The sequence below is a fragment of the Aminobacter sp. 01T433 genome (assembly GCF_056398585.1).
Window position 1 is genome coordinate 72,347 of the sequence record NZ_JBFTPR010000017.1, and the last position, 19,745, is coordinate 92,091.

Annotated in this window: 19 protein-coding genes; 6 read left to right on the plus strand and 13 right to left on the minus strand. The window is 60.3% G+C overall.

Translation table 11 applies throughout. The features are described from left to right. Position 1: 1 nt before the first annotated feature. From AC1DLV_RS24220 to coaD, 3 genes are read right to left on the minus strand one after another with little or no spacing between them, the layout of a single operon-like run. Positions 2-517, minus strand: a complete 516-nt coding sequence (locus AC1DLV_RS24220; protein WP_476802606.1) for a peptidylprolyl isomerase — start codon at positions 515-517, stop codon at positions 2-4. Between the two features lie 27 nt (positions 518-544). After that, positions 545-1,132, minus strand: a complete 588-nt coding sequence (locus tag AC1DLV_RS24225) for a peptidylprolyl isomerase (protein WP_476802607.1) — start codon at positions 1,130-1,132, stop codon at positions 545-547. A 17-nt stretch (positions 1,133-1,149) separates the two neighbouring features. Beyond that, complete coding sequence (gene coaD, locus AC1DLV_RS24230; RefSeq protein ID WP_476782386.1) at positions 1,150-1,650, minus strand: pantetheine-phosphate adenylyltransferase; 501 nt, start codon at positions 1,648-1,650, stop codon at positions 1,150-1,152. 205 nt (positions 1,651-1,855) lie between these two features. Here coaD and AC1DLV_RS24235 point away from each other — a divergent pair, with 205 nt between their 5' ends. Continuing rightward, positions 1,856-2,008 carry a hypothetical protein gene (locus tag AC1DLV_RS24235; protein WP_476802608.1) on the plus strand — a complete coding sequence of 51 codons (153 nt, stop codon included), beginning with the start codon at positions 1,856-1,858 and terminating at the stop codon, positions 2,006-2,008. A 110-nt stretch (positions 2,009-2,118) separates the two neighbouring features. On the opposite strand, the gene gyrA is transcribed toward AC1DLV_RS24235, so the two are convergent. Then, positions 2,119-4,896 carry a DNA gyrase subunit A gene (gene gyrA / locus AC1DLV_RS24240; protein WP_476802609.1) on the minus strand — a complete coding sequence of 926 codons (2,778 nt, stop codon included), beginning with the start codon at positions 4,894-4,896 and terminating at the stop codon, positions 2,119-2,121. Positions 4,897-5,148: 252 nt separating this feature from the next. Between gyrA and AC1DLV_RS24245 the strand changes: the two genes are divergently transcribed. Beyond that, positions 5,149-5,778, plus strand: coding sequence for a MarC family protein (locus tag AC1DLV_RS24245; RefSeq protein ID WP_476802610.1), 630 nt, complete (start codon positions 5,149-5,151; stop codon positions 5,776-5,778). 120 nt (positions 5,779-5,898) lie between these two features. On the opposite strand, the gene AC1DLV_RS24250 is transcribed toward AC1DLV_RS24245, so the two are convergent. The 4 genes from AC1DLV_RS24250 to AC1DLV_RS24265 form a co-directional block, all read right to left on the minus strand. Next, positions 5,899-6,411 carry a ClbS/DfsB family four-helix bundle protein gene (locus tag AC1DLV_RS24250; RefSeq protein WP_476802611.1) on the minus strand — a complete coding sequence of 171 codons (513 nt, stop codon included), beginning with the start codon at positions 6,409-6,411 and terminating at the stop codon, positions 5,899-5,901. 76 nt (positions 6,412-6,487) lie between these two features. After that, entirely contained in the window at positions 6,488-7,987 is a 1,500-nt protein-coding gene (locus AC1DLV_RS24255; protein ID WP_476802612.1) for an MltF family protein, read from the minus strand. A 261-nt stretch (positions 7,988-8,248) separates the two neighbouring features. Continuing rightward, positions 8,249-8,836 (minus strand): single-stranded DNA-binding protein, encoded by a 588-nt coding sequence (ssb, locus tag AC1DLV_RS24260; RefSeq protein ID WP_476802613.1) that lies wholly within the window; start codon positions 8,834-8,836, stop codon positions 8,249-8,251. Between the two features lie 206 nt (positions 8,837-9,042). Continuing rightward, entirely contained in the window at positions 9,043-9,351 is a 309-nt protein-coding gene (locus AC1DLV_RS24265) for an EthD family reductase (protein WP_476836269.1), read from the minus strand. Positions 9,352-9,631: 280 nt separating this feature from the next. Between AC1DLV_RS24265 and AC1DLV_RS24270 the strand changes: the two genes are divergently transcribed. Continuing rightward, on the plus strand, positions 9,632-10,600 hold the full coding sequence (locus tag AC1DLV_RS24270) for a diguanylate cyclase domain-containing protein (protein ID WP_476802614.1): 969 nt from the start codon (positions 9,632-9,634) through the stop codon (positions 10,598-10,600). Positions 10,601-10,649: 49 nt separating this feature from the next. On the opposite strand, the gene AC1DLV_RS24275 is transcribed toward AC1DLV_RS24270, so the two are convergent. Continuing rightward, a complete protein-coding gene (locus AC1DLV_RS24275; RefSeq protein ID WP_476802615.1) occupies positions 10,650-10,811 on the minus strand; it encodes a hypothetical protein in 162 nt (53 codons plus the stop codon). Between the two features lie 64 nt (positions 10,812-10,875). Here AC1DLV_RS24275 and AC1DLV_RS24280 point away from each other — a divergent pair, with 64 nt between their 5' ends. After that, positions 10,876-11,250, plus strand: a complete 375-nt coding sequence (locus AC1DLV_RS24280) for an MmcQ/YjbR family DNA-binding protein (RefSeq protein ID WP_476802616.1) — start codon at positions 10,876-10,878, stop codon at positions 11,248-11,250. 362 nt (positions 11,251-11,612) lie between these two features. Here AC1DLV_RS24280 and AC1DLV_RS24285 read toward each other — a convergent pair whose 3' ends face one another. Then, positions 11,613-11,984: a nuclear transport factor 2 family protein gene (locus tag AC1DLV_RS24285; RefSeq protein ID WP_476802617.1), complete on the minus strand. Its 372-nt coding sequence runs from the start codon at positions 11,982-11,984 to the stop codon at positions 11,613-11,615. A 133-nt stretch (positions 11,985-12,117) separates the two neighbouring features. Further along, on the minus strand, positions 12,118-12,831 hold the full coding sequence (locus tag AC1DLV_RS24290) for an aspartate/glutamate racemase family protein (protein ID WP_476802618.1): 714 nt from the start codon (positions 12,829-12,831) through the stop codon (positions 12,118-12,120). An 891-nt stretch (positions 12,832-13,722) separates the two neighbouring features. Here AC1DLV_RS24290 and uvrA point away from each other — a divergent pair. After that, complete coding sequence (gene uvrA / locus AC1DLV_RS24295) at positions 13,723-16,647, plus strand: excinuclease ABC subunit UvrA (protein WP_476836270.1); 2,925 nt, start codon at positions 13,723-13,725, stop codon at positions 16,645-16,647. 55 nt (positions 16,648-16,702) lie between these two features. Here the strand turns inward: uvrA and AC1DLV_RS24300 are convergent, their stop codons facing one another. Then, positions 16,703-17,332, minus strand: a complete 630-nt coding sequence (locus AC1DLV_RS24300) for an MBL fold metallo-hydrolase (protein WP_476802620.1) — start codon at positions 17,330-17,332, stop codon at positions 16,703-16,705. A 285-nt stretch (positions 17,333-17,617) separates the two neighbouring features. Beyond that, positions 17,618-18,700 (minus strand): hypothetical protein, encoded by a 1,083-nt coding sequence (locus tag AC1DLV_RS24305; RefSeq protein WP_476802621.1) that lies wholly within the window; start codon positions 18,698-18,700, stop codon positions 17,618-17,620. Between the two features lie 241 nt (positions 18,701-18,941). Between AC1DLV_RS24305 and AC1DLV_RS24310 the strand changes: the two genes are divergently transcribed. Then, positions 18,942-19,742 (plus strand): DUF72 domain-containing protein, encoded by an 801-nt coding sequence (locus AC1DLV_RS24310; protein ID WP_476802622.1) that lies wholly within the window; start codon positions 18,942-18,944, stop codon positions 19,740-19,742. Positions 19,743-19,745 lie beyond the last annotated feature (3 nt).

Genomic DNA, 19,745 nt, shown 5'->3' on the forward strand with positions numbered 1-19,745 from the left:
GTTACTCCGCGATATCCGCAGCGACCTTCATCGACACGATCTTGTCGGGATCCTGCACCGGCTCGCCGCGCTTGATCTTGTCGACATTTTCCATGCCTTCGATGACCTGGCCCCACACCGTGTACTGGCGGTTGAGGAAACCGGCATCGTCGAAGCAGATGAAGAACTGCGAGTTGGCCGAGTTCGGGTTCTGCGAACGCGCCATCGAGCAGGTGCCACGGGCGTGGTTCATGTTGGAGAACTCGGCCTTCAGGTCAGGCTTGTCCGAACCGCCCATGCCGGCGCGGCTGGGATTGAAGTCCTTGCCACCCGACTTGCCGAATTTGACGTCGCCGGTCTGAGCCATGAAGCCGTCGATGACGCGGTGGAACACGACGCCGTCATATGCGCCTTCGCGTGCCAGTTCCTTGATGCGGCCGACATGGCCGGGCGCCAGGTCCGGCAGAAGTTCGATGACCACTTTGCCCTTGGTGGTTTCCATGATCAGCGCGTTTTCGCGATCCTTGATCTCGGCCATGATGAATATCCTCTTTTCGTTTTAGGTTTACTTGGCGTCCGCGGCGATGCGGACCTTGATCATGCGGTCTGGGTCGCTGACGGACCCGTTGTCGGCCGCATTGCCCTTCTTGATGCCGTCGACAAATTCCATGCCCTTCTCGACGTCGCCGACGATGGTGTATTCGCCGTCGAGCGAGGATGCGGTGTCGAACATGATGAAGAACTGCGAGTTCGCCGAATTCGGGTCTTGCGAACGCGCCATGCCGACGACGCCGCGCTTGAAGTGTTCCTTGGAGAACTCAGCCGGCAGGTCGGGCAGCTTCGAGCCGCCGGTGCCGGCGCGGGCGGCGTTGTAGCCGTCCTTCATGTCGCCGAATTCAACGTCGCCGGTCTGGGCCATGAAGCCGTCGATGACACGGTGGAAGGCGACATTGTCATAAGCGCCTTCACGCACCAGCTCCTTGATCTGGGCGACATGCTTGGGCGCCAGGTCGGGGCGCAGCGCCACCGTCACGTCGCCACCCTTGAGCGTAATGATCATGGTGTTCTCCGGCTCCGCGGCAAAGGCCGCAACCGATCCGGCCAGCAGGCCGGCGAGGACAACGAAGGACGAGGCAAGCTTCCTGAGCTGCATTTTCCGATACTCCGAAATTATTTCGCGAATTTGGCCGTAAGCGCACCGGCGACCGCCGCCGGTACAAAAGGACGGATGTCGCCGCCCATCGAGGCTATCTGGCGGACAAGTGTGGCAGTAATCGTGCGAACCGAAGGGCTCGCTGGCAGGAAAACCGTCTGCAGTTCCGGCGCCATGGTCTCGTTCATGCCCGCCATCTGCATCTCGTAGTCGAGGTCTGTGCCGTCGCGCAGGCCACGGATCATGATCGAGGCGCCATGCTTGTGCGCCGCATCGATCACCAGCCCGTCGAAGGCGACGACCTTGATGCGGCCGCCATCTTCGCCGAATTCGGCTTTCGTCGCTTCCTCGATCAGCGCCACGCGCTCTTCGAACGAAAACAGCGGCTTCTTGCCGGGGTGAATGCCTATTGCAGCATAAACGACGTCGGCGACCGCCAGCGACGCCTTGAGCACGTCGAGATGGCCGTTGGTGAGCGGGTCGAAAGACCCGGCATAGATGGCAATGCGATCAATCATAGGCTGCTTCTAGAACATCGGCGCCGAAGGTGGAAGCGCGCTTTGCCGCCAAGTGCCCCGCTTGGGGCCGGCGATTGGTTTACGAAATGAATGCGCCATGAACGGCAATTTCAGGATCAGTTCAAGCGGATGTGAATAGATCATCTCCATAGTCGATGAAACCAAACGGCGTTTCGTCCGTTGTTTCGAGCAGGAGGACAGCGCCATGATGATCTATTTGCTCGCCACCGCCATGACCGTAGCCATGCTCGTTGCCACTGCTTTCAGCCTCCATCATGAGGCTCATCGCGTTCGCACCAAGGCGCAGACCTCGCGCATCCAACTTCCCGGCTGGCGCAACCCGCGCACGCCGCGTTGAACAGTTTCTGCCCCTCCAGGCAAAAGCGGCGCCTCGGCGCCGCTTCTTTCTTTTCTTGAATATCCCTGCCTAACGCCTTGAACAGAAAGCCTGTTTGGCGTGGGCCAAGATCAGCTTTCTTCGCTCGCCGCGGCATCGCCATTGGACGCTTCGTCAGCCTCGTCCTCGCCTTGCGGCTCAGAAATCCGCTCGACCGAAACCACCTTCTCGCCATCAGCGGTATTGAAGATGGTCACGCCCTTGGTGGCGCGGCTGGCAAAGCGAATGCCCTCGACCGGCACACGGATCACTTGGCCGCCATCCGACACCAGCATGATCTGGTCGTCGCCGCCGACCGGGAAGGTCGCGATCAGCTTGCCGATTTCCGCTGCCTTCGACACGTCGGTGGCGCGAATGCCCTTGCCGCCGCGGTTGGTCAGGCGGAAATCGTAGGACGACGAGCGCTTGCCATAGCCATATTCGGTGACAGTCAGCACAAACTGCTCGTGCTGGCTCAGGAACTGATAGCGCTCTTCGGAGATGTCGGCTTCTTCGCCGACTTCCTCGTTGGTCAGCGCGATCTCTTCGTCCTCTCCAGCAGCAGCGCCCGCAGCCAGTCGCCGCTCGGCAACCGAACGCTTGAGATAGGCGGCGCGTTCCGCCGGGCTCGCCTCGACATGCTCGATGATGGCCATCGAGATGACGCGGTCGCCCTCGCCCATGCTGATGCCGCGCACGCCAACCGAATTACGGCTCTGGAACACGCGCACGTCGTCGACGCGGAAGCGGATGCACTGGCCGGAATCGGCGGTCAAAAGCACATCGTCATTGTCGGTGCAGGTTTCGACGCCGAGGATCTCGTCGCCTTCTTCCTCCAGCTTCATGGCGATCTTGCCATTGCGGTTGACCTGGACGAAGTCCGAAAGCTTGTTACGGCGCACCGTACCGCGCGTGGTTGCGAACATCACGTCGAGTTCGGCCCATTGCGCCTCGTCCTCGGGCAGCGGCATGATCGTGGTGATGCGTTCGCCCTGTTCGAGCGGCAGCAGGTTGATCAAGGCCTTGCCACGCGATTGCGGATTGCCGATCGGCAGGCGCCAGACCTTTTCCTTGTAGACGATGCCACGCGAGGAGAAGAACAGCACCGGCGTATGCGTGTTGACCACGAACAGGCGGGTGACGAAATCTTCGTCCTTCGTCGACATGCCCGAGCGGCCCTTGCCGCCGCGGCGCTGCGCCCGGTAGAGCGACAGCGGCACGCGCTTGATGTAGCCGGAATGGCTGACGGTGACGACCATGTCCTCGCGCGGGATCAGGTCCTCGTCGTCCATGTCGGCGCCGCCGTCGGTGATCTCCGTGCGGCGCGGCACGCCGAACTCGTCGCGCACGGCAATCAACTCGTCCTTGACGATCTGCTGGATGCGGGCGCGTGACGACAGGATGTCGAGATAGTCGGTGATCTCGGCGCCGATCTTGTTCAGTTCGTCGGCGATTTCGTCACGGCCAAGTGCCGTCAGGCGCTGCAGGCGCAGCTCGAGAATGGCGCGGGCCTGCTCTTCCGAAAGATTATACGTGCCATCTTCATTGATGCGGTGGCGCGGATCTTCGATCAGCTGGATCAGCGACTCGACATCGGATGCCGGCCAGCGCCGCGTCATCAACTGCTCGCGCGCCGTCTGCGGATCGGGCGCGGCACGGATCAGCTTGATGACCTCGTCGATATTGGCAACGGCGATCGCCAGGCCGACCAAGACATGCGCGCGGTCGCGCACCTTCTTGAGCAGGAACTTGGTGCGTCGGCTGATCACCTCTTCGCGGAAGGTAACAAACGCCTTCAGCATGTCGAGCAGCGTCAGCACTTCCGGCTTGCCGCCATTGAGCGCCACCATGTTGGCGCCAAACGAAGTCTGCAGCGGGGTGAAACGATAGAGCTGATTGAGGATGACCTCGGCATTGGCATCGCGCTTGAGCTCGATGACAACGCGGTAGCCCTGGCGGTCGCTCTCGTCGCGGATATCGGAGATGCCTTCGACGCGCTTGTCGCGCACCAGTTCGGCCATCTTCTCGATCATCGTCGCCTTGTTCACCTGATAGGGAACTTCGGTGATGATGATCGACTCGCGGTCGCCCGCCCGCTGCTCGATATTGACCTTGCCGCGCATGATGACCGAGCCACGGCCGGTCGAATAGGCATTGTAGATGCCCGAGCGTCCAAGGATCAGCGCGCCGGTCGGGAAGTCCGGACCGGGAATGATCTCCATCAGCTCAGGTAGGTCGATTGCAGGGTTTTCCATGACGGCAATCGTGCCGTTGCAGATCTCGACCAGATTGTGCGGCGGGATATTGGTGGCCATGCCAACGGCGATGCCGCCCGCGCCATTGACCAGAAGCGCTGGAAACCGTGCAGGCAGGACCCGCGGCTCTTGACCAGAGGCGTCGTAGGTGTCCTGGAAATCGACAGTATCCTTGTCGATATCCTCGAGCAGTTCGTGCGCGACTTTGGTCAGGCGCGCTTCGGTGTAGCGCATCGCTGCGGGCGGATCGCCATCGATCGAACCGAAATTGCCCTGCCCGTCGATCAGCGTCACGCTCATCGACCAATCCTGCGCCATGCGCACCAACGCGTCATAGATCGAAGCGTCGCCGTGCGGGTGATATTTACCCATCACGTCGGCGACAGGGCGCGCGGACTTCACATATTTGCGGTTCCAGTGGTAGCCGCTCTCATGCGAGGCATAGAGGATGCGGCGATGCACCGGCTTCATGCCGTCGCGCACGTCGGGCAGCGCGCGGCTCACGATCACACTCATGGCGTAATCGAGATAGGAGCGCTGCATCTCCTCGATGATGGAAATCGGCTCGATGCCGGAGGGACCGTCAGGTCCGCGCGGTGATTTCTGGTCGGTCAACTTTGATCACGCATGTTAGGAATCATTTGCTCCTTATATAGGAATGGCCTGCGAATGACCAATTTTGGCCGCGCTTTTCCAACGTTGATTTGAGATTAGATATCAAAAGGATAGCCGCCGAGACATGATCCGCGACAGTTAGTCCGGCAGCTCTGTTGGGCCTTTGCGCGTGCATCGCACATCAATCATGCGCAATGGCTCTGGCGCTGCGGACGCGCTCGGGTTAGCCTGCTTTCGCCGGGGAGATGCCGAATGCCGCTTTTCGACACTGTTTTCAATGCCTTCGTCACCATCCTCGTAACCATCGACCCGCCAGGCCTGGCGCCGCTGTTTTTGGCGGTGACGCGTGGCATGAACCGCGACCAGCGCCTGCAGGTCTCGGTGCGGGCAAGCGTGATCGCCTTTGTCGTGCTTGCCATCTTCGCCGTCGCCGGCAAGGCGATCCTCACCGTCTTCGGCATTACGTTGCCTGCCTTCCGCGTGGCCGGCGGCTTCCTTCTGTTCTTCATCGCCTTCGAGATGGTTTTCGAAAAGCGCCAGGACCGCAAGGAGAAGATCTCGGATGTCGCGATCACGCGTGACCATATCCACAACATCGCCGCCTTCCCGCTCGCCATTCCGCTGATCGCCGGCCCGGGCGCCATATCGGCCACTGTACTGCTCTCCGGCTCGTTCCAGGGATGGGCTGGGCAAGCGGCGCTTGTGCTCATCATTCTTGCCTGCCTGGCGGTGACCTACCTGGTGTTCATCCTGGCTGAGCGCATCGACCAGTTTCTCGGCCAGACGGGCCGTTCGATCCTGACCCGCCTGCTCGGCGTCATTCTCGCCGCACTCGCGGTGCAGTTCGTCGCCGACGGCATCAAGGAACTGGCGGCGATGTAGCTTGCGATCGGACGAAATCTTGGCCTCGCGAGACAGACGATTTCACCAAGGCGATCGCCATGTCCAGATCCATGGGCTTTCGCGATCGCCCTGCCTAAAACGACTATCCCGACGAACCGATCAGGCCAACCCCTTCGTCTTCTTCCACTTGCGCAGCCGGCCGCGCGCATTCGCGTAAGGCGCCGAGCTGTTGAACTGGATCATCCGGCCCATTGCGTATTTCTCGTACCATGGCGATCCATACAGCTCAGTGTCGCTGTAGCTTTCCACCAGCACCACGATCCGCGCCTTGGTATCAGCAAGACGCTCCAGCAGCGTCGGGAACGGCAGATCCGCATAGTCGCCGTAAAACTTCTGCGCCAGTTTCCCGAGTTCGTTCCACTTGAATCCCGTCTCCGGAAAGTCGCCGGTCTCTCCGGCACGCTTGCGCGCATGCCATTTGAGTACCAGCTCGTTCCAGCCAATGAGATACGAGACCAGGTCGCGGACACTCATCATCGAGCCCTTTGCGTGTCCCTCCAGCTTCGCATCCGAGGCGAGATGTTTTGGTATGGTCGCAAGATCCCGCGCCAGCCTGTCGTAGCTGGAGTTGATGGCCGAGAGCAGCTCGGCCTTGGTCTGCGGGATTGTCATGTTTTGCCCTTGCCGCCCCGGCGGCCACGGTCAGCGTCACGTTGGCCGCTACGATGATGCGGATTGCGATCCAAATTCAGTTCGATGACGAAGCCGGTTTCTCGACATTTGCGCTGCCGCCATTCTGCGTCGCCAGGCGCTGGGCCAGAAGATCGTAGGCGACGTAGTACTTGTAGATGTTGCTGACATACTGGACGGTTTCGCGGCCGACGATCTCGGCTGCCGAATTCTCGACATTGCCGAACCAGACATTCGGGTCGAGCCCCATGTCTTTTGCCTTGGATCGGAATTTCCGCAAATTCGCCGGACCGGCATTGTAGGCGGCAAACGCCAGCAGCACCCGATCCCGAGGCGTGATACCCTCGTCATTGACATAGGTGTCGATCAGGTAGCGGAGGTATTTGGAACCCGCCTCGACATTCCTGTCCTCATCCTTGTCGATGCCCAAGATGTTGATCGACTTGTCTGCAGCGGTCGACGGCAGCAATTGCATGATGCCGACCGCACCGCGCGGGCTCCGCAACGATTGATTGAGCTGCGATTCCTGGTAGCCCTGCGCCATCAGCATCAGATAGTCGAAGGAATAGGCTCCGCCATACTTGCGGAAGATCTCGACCAGCGTCTTGAATGTCTCGACATCCGCCGGCGCATAGGCGCGCTTCAGCATCTTGTCGCTCTTGTAGTAATTGTTTCGGATGATATTGCCGAAAGTGGTTCCGATCCGATGCGTCTTGATGAAATCGTCGAGCACGGATTTGAGCTTGGGGCTGTCCTTGCGGATCGCCCAGGCGATCTGGTCATGGTCCGAAACAACGATGTCGGATCGCACCACGATATCGGTAAAAACCTTCGCCCAGATATCGGCCTTGTGCTTGTCGACGACGGTCCAGCTCAACAGGCCGGCATTGACCATCTCGAGCAGATCTTCATCTTCCAGGTTCTCGTCGATCGGCTTGATCTGAATGGGCGCGCGGCCATTCTTCTCGAAATCCGCGTTCAACGCTGCCAGATGCTCGGAATAGCTGCTGGAGAGCCGAACCCGAACCTCTTGCCCGGAGAGGTCGGCGACAGACGCGATAGCAGGAGCTGCCGGACCGGTGACAAGGACTTCGCTCGCCTCGCCATAAAGCGGTTCGGTGAAAGCCACCTGCGACAGGCGTGCCTCGGTGACAGTGAGGTTTGCCATGACGATGTCGCCGAGCCCTTCGTTGAGCGCCGGCAAAAGGCGATCACGCGGCAAGGGAACAAAGCCGACCCGGATCTTGTCGACCTCTTTCTTCTTGCCTTTGTTGAGCTGCTGTTCCAGCGCCCGGCCAAACTCGACGGCGGTTCCGAACTGCTGCCCCCGATCGACGAAATAGATCGTCTTGCTGAACGGCACGATGATCCACACCACCCGCCGCTCAGCCATTTTATCGAGATCACCGAGATGTTTGGAGACAAGCGGAGGCCGCACGGGATCGTTCGACTGCGCCAGGCTCGTCGTTGTCGACGCCACAAGCAAGGTCAAAAAGCCAACGACAACTGAGCACAGCGTCTTTGCGCTGCGCGCGCTTAAAGCCCATCCGTCAACCATACACGCCCCCACGGATCGTTGCCCAATCGAGAACCGCGCGGCTGTCAAACACAGCCCTGATGGCACCGCCCAGATGCCGAATGCCCCGTCAAAACCGCCGGCTATCTTGCCGGCGCCACATATCGTTCACCGCGCGCGCCAATCGAGAGGCGCTTGACCGCAAATGCACTCTGGCTGGCGGCCAACCGCATTACACCAGCAGCCCAAGCTCGCCGGGTGTGCGATGAGCTTGAAGCCCATCGCACACCCGAGCGATTGTCATCAAAACGGGATTTCGTCGTCGAGATCGCGCGACGAACCGCCGCCCTGGCCGCCACTGCGGCCACCGCCGCCGCCTGAGCCGCCGCGTCCGCCGCCGTAGCCGTCGGTCGGGCTCGACTGGCCGAAGTCGGAACCACGTCCGCCGCCACCGCCGCCATAGCCACCACCACCTTGGCCGCCGCCATAACCGACCTGGCCACCACCGCCGCCGCCGCTGTAGCCGGCATCACCACCTTGGCCGCGCGCGTCGAGCATCTGCAGTTCGCCACGGAACTTCTGCAGCACGATCTCGGTGGTGTAGCGTTCGATGCCGTCCTTTTCCCATTTGCGGGTCTGGAGCTGGCCTTCGATGTAAACCTTCATGCCCTTTTTCAGGTACTGCTCGGCGACCTTGGCGAGGTTGTCGTTGAAGATGACGACCTGATGCCACTCGGTCTTTTCCTTGCGCTCGCCGGAATTCTTGTCGCGCCAGCTTTCCGATGTCGCGATGCGCAGGTTGACCACCGGCTCGCCGGAATTGAGCCGGCGGATTTCAGGGTCAGCACCCAGATTGCCGACCAGAATGACCTTGTTGACGCTACCTGCCATGACACCGCTCCGCGCTCGTCCGAAACCAATTCCAAGAAAATGTGAGGGCGCACATTAGCCCATCGCCCACATGCATGCGCCCCCGCCGGCGGAAAAGCACATGCTGTCCACAAATAGTTTTGTTCCTTTTTTGTTCTAGCGTCAATGGCGACAAATGGCAAGCGTCCCTGATGCATGCATTCGCTGGCGTGGGCAGTTCCCGCGGATCAGACTTCCCGATCTTCGAACAAGAACATGTCAACTCCGGCCGTTGCGAAGCCTTGAACGTCCTTTGCTGCGGCTTGCCCGTTGGGGCTCGCAAAAGCGTGCTGAATGGCGGCGAGGTCGTCGAAATGCAGGGTTGCGACCAAATGATAGCCCGAGGGGCCGTCCGGCGTCGCAATTGGACCTTGGCTGATTTCGTATTTTCGAAGACCCGGGATCGTTTTTGCGATCGGAATGTGCGTTTCGAGATAGTGCCTGTCGAACGCCTTGGTATCCGTCGGCGTCTTGTACATCACAACCAGTTTGGCCATTTTGCTTCCCCTTGATTGCCTGACATCAAGGGAGTGTCGCATGCGCCCTCGTCGCAGGAAAACGAAATGCGCCTGGAATGCACGCAAGGTCGAAGGGTGTTTGTCGCGCTAACAATGCTGCGTGACCACGCCAGCAGCGAAGCACTGTTTTCGGTCGCCAAGCAGTTCAAATCGACAAAACGACTATGCCACAGCTTCTGTTTCCCGGCTATTCAGCGATATTTAACAGGCCGGCGGTACCCATTTGGTCATCGTGGTGCGAGCGGGTGGCCGTTGGGTGATGATCTCAGAAGATGTTCTCGATGCGGCTTTGCGAGATCTGTTCGAGCTGTCTCCGGTGCCGTTTTCGATTTCGACGATCGAGCATAACGCTCGCTACATCAAGGTGAACCCGGCCTATCTCCGCATGATAGGACGGACATGGGACGAGATTGACGGACAGCCTCTCGGGGTCGACCTGCCCTATTCGATCGACGATCCGGCACGCTGCGAGAGGATGAAGCTGCTTGAAACCCAGGGCTTTTACGAGCTCGCTGAAGTGGAAATGCAGCACTCGAGCGGGCGCATCATACCGACGCTCATAAGTGCGCAGCGGCGACGGATTGCCGGCGAGAGCTTCGACATCGAGATCCTCCTCGACAACTCCGAACGCAAGGCGTTCGAGCAGGCGATCTTGCATGCCGCGCAAGTCGATGTGATGACCGGCATCCAAAACCGGTCCTCCTTCGAAACGCACCTGCGCGGCGCATTGGCCAATTTGTCGTCGGAAAGCCGGCTGTTCCTGGCTTACATCGACCTCAATCGCTTCAAGCGGGTCAATGACAGGTTCGGACATTCGACAGGCGATCGGCTGCTTCAGGTCATCGCCAGCAGGCTCGTCGCGTGGGGCAACAAAGGGGATTTCGTCGCCCGCCTTGGCGGCGACGAGTTCGGGATTGTGTCTTCCTACGAGGCCGGTGACCCGTTCTCGCTTGCCCGCTTCTTCGATTTGGCAAAAGCGATCGCGGAACTCATCACGATCGACGAAAACCTGATCCAGGTCGGTGCCGCGATCGGACTGGCCGAAGCGTCGGCTGGCGTGTCGTTCGACGCGCTTCTGGACCAGGCCGACAGGCTGATGTACGCAGCAAAATCCAGCGGCGATCTCATCGACGTCCGCTCTGAATTGATCGGGCAGCATCTAGGGAACCAAGCGACGCCACCACGCGCCGTCGCAACGGATCCGCGAAATACTGACATTGCGATCTAGCGAAAATGGCCAATTCGCTTCGTTGTTCGACTTTCTTGTTTAGCCACCATCATCGATCATTTCGCGTCGGCAGGCTGGCCCCTTCTCCGCTTCCAGCGCCGAGCCGCTGTACGCCAAGGCTCAGCACGCCATACCTTTGCGCGTATCGCACTCTGTTCAGATCGGCGAGGCATTCGGCGACGAAGCGCTGCTGCTTGTCGGTGAGTGCCATGTCTGATTACCTATGAGGCGGGATTGAATTAGTCGTGCGACGCCTTCTGAAAGGGAGATGAGAAATGGCATTCGACAGTCCCGGTCTAAATACGGTCCTCAACTATGTGAAAACACAATACGGAACTGAGCCGGAGTTCCTTTGGCCCAAATTTCCAAACAACGCCATTTTGCGGAATAAGAGCAATGCGAAATGGTATGCTGCTTTGCTGATTGTTCCTAAACAGAAGCTGGGGATCGCAGGCGAAGGAACTGTCGACATACTGGATGTGAAGTGCGACCCCGCGCTGATCGGTTCGCTCATCGACAGGAAAAGCATCTTTCCCGGCTACCATATGAACAAGGAGAACTGGATCACAGTGCTCCTGGATGGTTCGGTCAAAGATAGCGCTATCTACGCACTTATCGACAAGAGCTATGAGATAACGAAGACCCAATAGGCTTTCCCTGAACAACCCGACCGATGTCCTCCGGACATGCTGCCTCTAACCGAGCACATCTGCCATGCGATTTAAGATCAACTTGGGTGACGACGGGTCAGTTGTGACCGCAGACGGCGAATATCTGGGTACATGGGGCACGGATGAATCAGACGCCTTTTATGAGTTCACGCCAGACGGTGAGACTGCCCCGCTATTCTCGGGAGTGTTCATGGGTGAATTCTGCAAGGCCATAGAGCATTGGCACAACAGCCTTGCGAGCTAGCACCACATGCCGAGATGATCACTCCGCCCGTCTGACGGGTGCCCTTTGATCTAGAAGTTCAGGGCGGCGCGGCATGTCGCCGGCTCAGGCCCACGCTTCACTCCACAATCTTCCAGTAAGAGTCCTTGCGGATCACTTTCCCGTCGCGAAACGTGTAGAAGTCACAGCCTCGGACTTCCTTTCGGACCCCGTCGCGTGTCGTACCAGTCAGCGTCCATTTCGAGATGCCAGTGTCGGCGGTCGAATCCACGAAGTGCTCACCGTTGCCGTAGTGGACATCAGGCAGGCCCTCAAAGCGCGATGCCAGGGCCTCTCGGACGCTCGATTTGCCTTCGAAACGCGCCCCCCATGGCGCGGTTCCCCTTGGCATCTCCAGGATACAGTCGTCGGCGAAAAACGCCATAATGCGATCGAGATCATGCGCGTTGAATGCGTCGTTCAACTCCGTCAGTAACGATCGAATTTCCATCGCGCGCCCCCTACCAATCAGAGCCCTTACGCCGCCCTTTGTGCGTTCAGCAACGGCTCGAGCATTTCTTGATTATGTTCGGGTTTTGCGCCGAGCGCCATCCAGTGTGTGACTTTGGTGAGTGTTGCCAGCCTCAGCTCTCCCCCAACGCCCGCTCCACCGCCGCCTCGGCATGCAGCTTCACCACGTCGAAGGCCGGCATCGGATAGGCATCCATGTCAAGCAAGAGTGGCAGCTCGGTGCAGGCGACGACGACGGCCTGGGCACCTAGGGCGCCTAAGTCGTTTGCGATCTGCCAAAGCGCCCGCTTCGACTTTTCTTCGATCACGCCAAGGGTCAGTTCATCTATGATGATCCGGTGCAACGCCGCGCGCTGGTCCTCGGGCGGAACGATCACCTCGATGCCAAATTGTTTCCGCATCCGCTCGGTGAAAAAGCCCAGCTCCATCGTATAACGCGTGCCCAAAAGCCCGACGCGCGCGAGGCCCTTGGCGCGGATCGCTTCACCTGTCGGATCAACGATATGCAGCAACGGAATGCCGATCGCCTCCGCCACCTGGTCGGCAACGGTATGGGCCGTGACAGCCGTCAGCATGGCGAATTCGGCACCGGCCTTTTCCAGGCTGCGCGCCGCGTCCGAAATCACGGCCGCCACTTTTTTCCAGTCGCCCTGGGCGGCAAGCGCATTGAGCTCGTCGAAGTCGAGTGTGAACATCAGCGAACGTGCATTGTGATGCCCGCCCATGCGGCGATGCGCGGCAGTGTTCAGCAGCCGGTAATAGAGCGCGCTGGATTCCCAGCTCATGCCGCCCAGCAACCCGATCAGCCTTGTCTGGCGAACTGTCATGACAACTTCCCCCGGCTTTGCCGTCGCTCCCATCCACGGCTTGTGCAACGCAGAATGGCATCGCAAGGCTGCTGCGCAAGGGATTGCCAGCAGGAAATCGCTGCACAATTCCTAGTGCATGACCCCCAAAATCGGAATCGATTTTCGGAAAGGATCATGCACCAATTCAAAGCGCTACAGCGTCCTTGCGCGTCCAAGAGGACGCGCGGCGCTGTAGGCCAAAAAATGGCCCCGCCGCTCCCAGGAGCGCACGGGGCCTGTTGTCGGGTTATACCCTTGACTGCCGGGAGTGGTTTACCGGCTTGCTCTCTCGGATGCTTCGTGGCTTGGCCAACGATCCGACCAATGGTTTCAAATTGTAGGGGGATCAACGGGTCGCGGTTTGCAAGAACTTTGCACTAAGGGAAAGTCAGGCACCTGCGCCTGCTGCGGCTCCGGCTTGTTAGCGGAACCTTTTGGGACTGTCCGGTGGAGTCATGCCTAGCTCCTACGTCAGTTGCACCGTTTGTTCGCCTGCTGCTCAACTCGCGTGTCTGCGGCGTCTCGCAGACCGACCGTAGCATGGTGAGGAGCCCTCAGAGGAGGCTCGGCATCAGGCGACGTCAGGAGTTTGCATCTCCGATTCCGCTACGTCAACTACAATTGTTAGAGGGGGAAAAGATGTGATCGCAGGGCCGATTCCCACGTCCGGCCTCAGCCAATGCTCCTGCCATACCGTTGTCAGGAGGTCGTTCGGCCTTTGTTCTTTTCACTTGCCCCTGCGTGCCAAAGGCGCTTAAACGCATTTGGTGACGACGCCTCTCGACCGGGCGGCGAAAATACCTACATGAGGGGATGGTCGGGCAAACCCGCCACTCCGAGCAATTCCAGATTTGAGGCGGCGGCGCGGCAATGGCCGATCACAAGTACATTTCCATTCGCGGTGCGCGCGAACACAATCTCAAGAACATCGATCTCGACCTGCCACGCGACCGGCTGATCGTCATGACTGGCCTGTCGGGCTCGGGCAAATCCTCGCTCGCCTTCGACACCATCTATGCCGAGGGCCAGCGCCGTTATGTCGAGAGCCTGTCGGCCTATGCCCGCCAGTTCCTCGAGATGATGCAGAAGCCCGACGTCGACCAGATCGACGGCCTGTCGCCGGCGATCTCGATCGAGCAGAAGACGACCTCGAAGAACCCGCGCTCGACGGTCGGCACGGTCACCGAGATCTACGACTATATGCGCCTGCTGTTTGCGCGTGTCGGCGTGCCCTATTCCCCGGCCACTGGCCTGCCGATCGAGAGCCAGACGGTTTCGCAGATGGTCGACCGCGTGCTGGCGCTCGAAGAGGGCACCCGCCTGTTCATCCTGGCGCCCATCGTTCGTGGCCGAAAGGGCGAATACAAAAAGGAACTCGCCGAGCTTCAGAAGAAGGGCTTTCAGCGCGTCAAGATCGACGGCGCCTTCTACGAGATCGGCGAAGCGCCTGCGCTCGACAAGAAGTACAAGCACGACATCGACGTCGTCGTCGACCGTATCGTCGTGCGGCCCGACCTTGCCACCCGTCTCGCCGATTCGATGGAGACCGCGCTCAAGCTCGCCGAGGGCCTGGCTGTCGCCGAGTTCGCCGACAAGCCGCTGGACGCCAGCCAGACCGGCGTGGACGCTGTCAACAAATCCGCTAACGAAACCCACGAACGCATTCTTTTCTCGGAGAAGTTTGCCTGCCCGGTGTCGGGTTTCACCATCCCCGAGATCGAGCCACGGCTGTTTTCCTTCAACAATCCGTTCGGCGCCTGCCCTACCTGCGACGGCCTCGGCAACCAGCGTGCCATCGACCCGGCACTGATCGTTCCGGAAGACCACGTCTCGCTGCGTGAAGGCGCTGTTGCGCCCTGGGCCAAGTCGACCTCGCCCTATTACAGCCAGACGCTGGAAGCGCTCGGCAAGGTCTATGGCTTCAAGATCGGCGACCGCTGGCGCGACCTTTCGGTGGAAGCGCAAGAAGCGATCCTGCACGGTACCGGCGCGAAGGAAATCACCTTCAATTATGACGACGGCCTGCGCTCCTACAAGACAACCAAGACCTTCGAAGGCGTCATCCCCAATCTCCAGCGCCGCTGGAAAGAGACCGAATCCGCCTGGATGCGCGAGGAGATCGAGCGCTTCATGTCGGCCACGCCCTGCCCTGCCTGCAATGGCTATCGGCTCAAGCCGGAATCGCTGGCCGTCAAGATCGCCGGCAAGCACATCGGCGAAGTCACCGAGCAGTCGATCCGCAAGGCCAACGCCTGGTTCGAGGCGCTGCCCGCTTCCCTCAACGACAAGCAGAACGAGATCGCCGTTCGCGTCCTCAAGGAAATCCGCGAGCGGCTGCGCTTCCTCAACGATGTCGGCCTCGAATATCTGACGCTGTCGCGCAATTCCGGCACGCTGTCGGGCGGCGAAAGCCAGCGCATCCGCCTGGCGTCGCAGATCGGCTCTGGCCTCACTGGCGTGCTCTACGTGCTCGACGAGCCGTCGATCGGCCTGCACCAGCGTGACAATGCCCGTCTGCTCGACACGTTGCGCCACCTCAGGGACATCGGCAACACCGTCATCGTCGTCGAGCATGACGAAGACGCGATCCTGACGGCTGACTATGTCGTCGACATGGGCCCGGCCGCCGGCATCCATGGCGGTAGCATCATCGCCGAAGGCACGCCGCAGCAGGTCATGGCCAATCCGAACTCGATCACCGGCAAATATCTGTCGGGCGAACTCGAGATCGCCATGCCGGCCGTGCGGCGCGAACTGAAGAAGAACAGGCGCATCAAGGTCGTTGGTGCGCGCGGCAACAATCTGAAGGGCGTCACCGCCGAGATCCCGCTCGGCACCTTCACCGCCGTGACAGGCGTGTCGGGCGGCGGCAAGTCGACCTTCCTGATCGAGACGCTGTTCAAGGCGGCGTCGCGCCGCATCATGGGCTCGCGCGAACACCCGGCCGAGCACGACCGCATCGAGGGCCTCGAATTCCTCGACAAGGTCATCGACATCGACCAGTCGCCGATCGGCCGCACGCCGCGCTCAAATCCGGCGACCTACACCGGCGCCTTCACCCCGATCCGCGACTGGTTCGCCGGGCTGCCGGAGGCCAAGGCGCGCGGCTATCAGCCGGGCCGCTTCTCCTTCAACGTCAAGGGCGGCCGCTGCGAGGCCTGCCAGGGCGACGGCGTCATCAAGATCGAGATGCACTTCCTGCCCGACGTCTACGTCACCTGCGACGTCTGTCACGGCAAGCGCTACAACCGCGAAACCCTTGACGTGCTGTTCAAGGGCAAGTCGATCGCCGACGTTCTCGACATGACCGTCGAGGAAGGCGTCGAGTTCTTCGCCGCGGTGCCCGTCGTGCGCGACAAGCTGATGACGCTCAACCAGGTCGGGCTTGGCTATATCCATATCGGCCAGCAGGCCAACACGCTGTCGGGCGGCGAAGCCCAGCGCATCAAGCTGGCCAAGGAATTGTCGCGCAAGGCGACCGGCAAGACGCTCTACATCCTCGACGAACCAACCACCGGCCTGCACTTCCACGACATCGCCAAGCTTCTCGAAGTGCTGCACGAGCTGGTCGACCAGGGCAACACGGTGGTCGTGATCGAGCACAATCTCGAGGTCATCAAGACCGCCGACTGGGTGCTCGACCTCGGGCCCGAGGGCGGCGACGGCGGCGGCGAGCTGGTGGCCTCAGGCCGGCCAGAAGACATTGTCGCCGAACCGCGCAGCTACACCGGCCAGTTCCTCAAGGAACTTCTGGAGCGCCGCCCGGGGGGAAGGAAACGCGAGGCGGCGGAATAGCGATTACGCAGCGCCTTACGGCTGCGCTAGCTACTAGCGCGCCTGCCCCGCCCGCCTATAGGGTGCGGGGGCGCCACGGCTCGTGCTCGTGCGCGAGCCAGACCAGTTCGGGGTCGAGCGCGAGCACCCGCAGCTGGCCTTCGCTGCTCGGCTCGTCGAGTTCGCCGAACCAAACCGCCACGTCGCCGCCAACGACGACCGGGCGCCCGCCAGTCTCGACCACCACGACCTGCATGCCGGCTGTGTGGCCTGGCGCCGGGACGAGCCTGAGCCCGGGAAGCAGCTCGAATTCGCCGTCGACCGGCACATACCGCACGCCGGGCGCGTCGACCCACTCGCGAATGGGGTATTCGTTCTCGTCGCTGTGCGCATCGTTGAGCTCACGACGCTGGACGTAGATAGGCTTGCCGGCGAAGAGGTGGTTGCCGCCGCAATGGTCGGCGTGCAGGTGCGTGTTGACGACGATGTCGATGCTGGCGAGGTCGAAGTCTTGCTTGTCCAGTGGATAGAGGCAGGGATCGAAGGCGGCCACTACCGCCGGGTGCAGTTCCGTCATGCCGGTGTCGACCAGTATGCGCGCATCGGGATGATTGATGACGTGCACGTAGACTGGCATCCGCTCGCCCTCGACGTTCAAATCGGCAACAAGGATCGGCGTGATGGCGATTGAGGCGTAGGCGTTCATCCTTCCATCTCCTTCAACATCTTGCACGCTGCCTCGCATGTCTCAATTAAGTGGCGTGAGCTTCAAACGCCATATGGTCGACGACGCAGCCGTCCGGGGCTGGTTCATTCCGAACGTGGATTTTCCTCTGCTCACGCCGGCGCAGTCATGGCGGTTGCATAATGCAACCGGTTTCAAAATAAGTTAACTGATCTTATCTTGCAACCGGTTTTCGAAGTGCGCATGAACGACGCAACAAGCTGAACACGATCGAATTGCCACCACAGCTGAAGGCAAGCCTGCCGGTCACCCCGCCAACCGGCCTGCGTCGGCGCGGCTTGAAAACAGCCACCAGCCATAAGCAGCGATGATAGCGGGGATCAGCAGTTCGCGGATCTCGGACAACTCGTAGCCGTCCAGCATGCGGTGCCCGCCAAAGACGAAAACCAGCTGGGAAACCGGAAGCAGCATCGCCATGACCAGCCCGGCTGCCCGGAGCGCGGGCCGCTCGTGGCGAAGTTCGGCTGCCAGTTGCAGGGCGATCAGCGATCCCATGAAGAACCAGACCTGATAGGGTACGATGCTCCATTCCTCGAAGAGAAAGCCGGTCAGCGGCAGGCTCGCCAGCGCGAGCAGTTTTGGTGGAACGAACCCCTCCACCTGCCGCCACAAGCCACTGACCTTTGTTGGCCAGAATGCCGGCAAGGCGACGAAGAACACGAACGCGGCCGAATAGTAGGCGGCTTCGAACCTGTAGGTGGCGAAATTGTGCAGGTTCGTCTCGTTCTGGGCGTTGCCTTCGAACATCGGCCCGGCCGACCAGCCGATCCAATGCTGGCCCCAAGACATTTCCTCCATGAGAATGAGGAAGGTGACGGCAAACATCGCCACGAAGATCAATGGCACCGGAACGCCGAACACCCGTGCCCGGTCGCGGCGCGCGCGCCATCCGGCAGCGCCGAGGCCGGCAAGTGCGATCAGGAAGGCCAACTCGGTGAGGTTGCTGACCGTCTGCCCTTCGCGCACCATCTCAAACAGTATCTGAGGTGCGAAAATCACGCTTGCCGTGGTGAGCATCAGCACTGCCCCCATGACATACGCCACGCCGAGCAATCCCGATTGGTTTTCAATCGGGCGCGCCGTCGATGGGTGGGGCCGCAAGCCAAGGACGAGCAGGCAGGCCGCAAAGAATGTCACGATGGGCCTGACCAAGCCTGCCATCGACCAGTCCCCCCTGTCCTTTTCGAGCAGCGTGCGATCGTTGACGACAGCATCGAATGTCACCAGGCACAGCAGAGTGACCAATGCTGCGGCGACGAGGCCAAGGCGTGCCTGAAGTGAAAAAGGTGGCGAGTGCTGGATCGAAGTTGTTATTGCAGACGTGGACAATGTATTTATCCTTTGCGCTATGATAGCTTGGAACAAATACATAGCCATCAGCAGCAAATGAATCGTAAAACTTCATTCAAGCTTTTGAAGCGCTCGGCAATGGTGGCTCGGCCGTCCATTTCGGCGGATACAGAAATTTTGTCAGTATGATGTAGCCATGCGCAACTGCATCTGTGACCTGCCCTGCGACTTCGGCTAGTAATGGCCGACATTTGGCGACGTATTCGTAGGGATGGTAACAATGACCGGAAAAATCCGTGCAGGCATGGGCGGCTGGACGTTCGAGCCCTGGGAAGGCACGTTCTATCCCGAAAAGCTGTCCAAGGCGAAGCAGCTGCAGTTTGCCACTCAGCAGGTGCCGACCATCGAGGTCAATGGCACCTATTATTCGTCCTTCAAGGAGCCGACCTTCCTCAAATGGGCGAACGAGGCCCCCGACGGCTTTGTCTATGCGCTCAAGGGCAACCGCTTCGTCACCAACCGCCGCGTGCTCGGCGAGGCTGGCGAGTCGATGGCGCGGTTCTTGGGGTCAGGTGTGGCAGCTCTTGGCGAGAAGCTCGGACCGATCCTGTGGCAGTTCGCGCCGACCAAGAAATTCGACGAAGATGATTTTGGTGCCTTCCTCAAGCTTCTGCCGGAAAAGCAGGACGGCGTGAAACTACGCCATGCGGTCGAGGTGCGGCACGATTCCTTCGTCGTCCCGGAATTCGCCGCATTGGCCCGGAAGCACAATGTCGCCATCGTTTATGCCGACCACGCCAAATATCCGGCTATCGCCGATGTCACGGGCGATTTTATCTATGCGCGGCTGCAGACCGGCAGCGACGACAATCACGACTGCTACACGTCAAAGGGCCTCGACGAGTGGACCGAGCGTGCGAAAATCTGGTCTGCCGGTGGCACTCCCGCCGACCTGCCCCGCGCCGATCCCACTGCAGAGGCGCCGGTCAAGCCGCGCGACGTGTTTGTCTACTTCATCACTGAAGGCAAAGTCCGTGCGCCCTTCGGCGCCATGGCATTCATGAAGCGGATCAACGGCTAGATG

Excerpts from the sequence above, each read along its gene's own strand:
- AC1DLV_RS24220 (WP_476802606.1), bottom strand. The coding sequence starts at position 517 with ATGGCCGAGATCAAGGATCGCGAAAACGCGCTGATCATGGAAACCACC.
- AC1DLV_RS24225 (WP_476802607.1), bottom strand. The coding sequence starts at position 1,132 with ATGCAGCTCAGGAAGCTTGCCTCGTCCTTCGTTGTCCTCGCCGGCCTG.
- coaD (WP_476782386.1), bottom strand. The coding sequence starts at position 1,650 with ATGATTGATCGCATTGCCATCTATGCCGGGTCTTTCGACCCGCTCACC.
- AC1DLV_RS24235 (WP_476802608.1), top strand. The coding sequence starts at position 1,856 with ATGATGATCTATTTGCTCGCCACCGCCATGACCGTAGCCATGCTCGTT.
- AC1DLV_RS24245 (WP_476802610.1), top strand. The coding sequence starts at position 5,149 with ATGCCGCTTTTCGACACTGTTTTCAATGCCTTCGTCACCATCCTCGTA.
- AC1DLV_RS24250 (WP_476802611.1), bottom strand. The coding sequence starts at position 6,411 with ATGACAATCCCGCAGACCAAGGCCGAGCTGCTCTCGGCCATCAACTCC.
- AC1DLV_RS24255 (WP_476802612.1), bottom strand. The coding sequence starts at position 7,987 with ATGGTTGACGGATGGGCTTTAAGCGCGCGCAGCGCAAAGACGCTGTGC.
- ssb (WP_476802613.1), bottom strand. The coding sequence starts at position 8,836 with ATGGCAGGTAGCGTCAACAAGGTCATTCTGGTCGGCAATCTGGGTGCT.
- AC1DLV_RS24265 (WP_476836269.1), bottom strand. The coding sequence starts at position 9,351 with ATGGCCAAACTGGTTGTGATGTACAAGACGCCGACGGATACCAAGGCG.
- AC1DLV_RS24270 (WP_476802614.1), top strand. The coding sequence starts at position 9,632 with ATGATCTCAGAAGATGTTCTCGATGCGGCTTTGCGAGATCTGTTCGAG.
- AC1DLV_RS24275 (WP_476802615.1), bottom strand. The coding sequence starts at position 10,811 with ATGGCACTCACCGACAAGCAGCAGCGCTTCGTCGCCGAATGCCTCGCC.
- AC1DLV_RS24280 (WP_476802616.1), top strand. The coding sequence starts at position 10,876 with ATGGCATTCGACAGTCCCGGTCTAAATACGGTCCTCAACTATGTGAAA.
- AC1DLV_RS24285 (WP_476802617.1), bottom strand. The coding sequence starts at position 11,984 with ATGGAAATTCGATCGTTACTGACGGAGTTGAACGACGCATTCAACGCG.
- AC1DLV_RS24290 (WP_476802618.1), bottom strand. The coding sequence starts at position 12,831 with ATGACAGTTCGCCAGACAAGGCTGATCGGGTTGCTGGGCGGCATGAGC.
- uvrA (WP_476836270.1), top strand. The coding sequence starts at position 13,723 with ATGGCCGATCACAAGTACATTTCCATTCGCGGTGCGCGCGAACACAAT.
- AC1DLV_RS24300 (WP_476802620.1), bottom strand. The coding sequence starts at position 17,332 with ATGAACGCCTACGCCTCAATCGCCATCACGCCGATCCTTGTTGCCGAT.
- AC1DLV_RS24310 (WP_476802622.1), top strand. The coding sequence starts at position 18,942 with ATGACCGGAAAAATCCGTGCAGGCATGGGCGGCTGGACGTTCGAGCCC.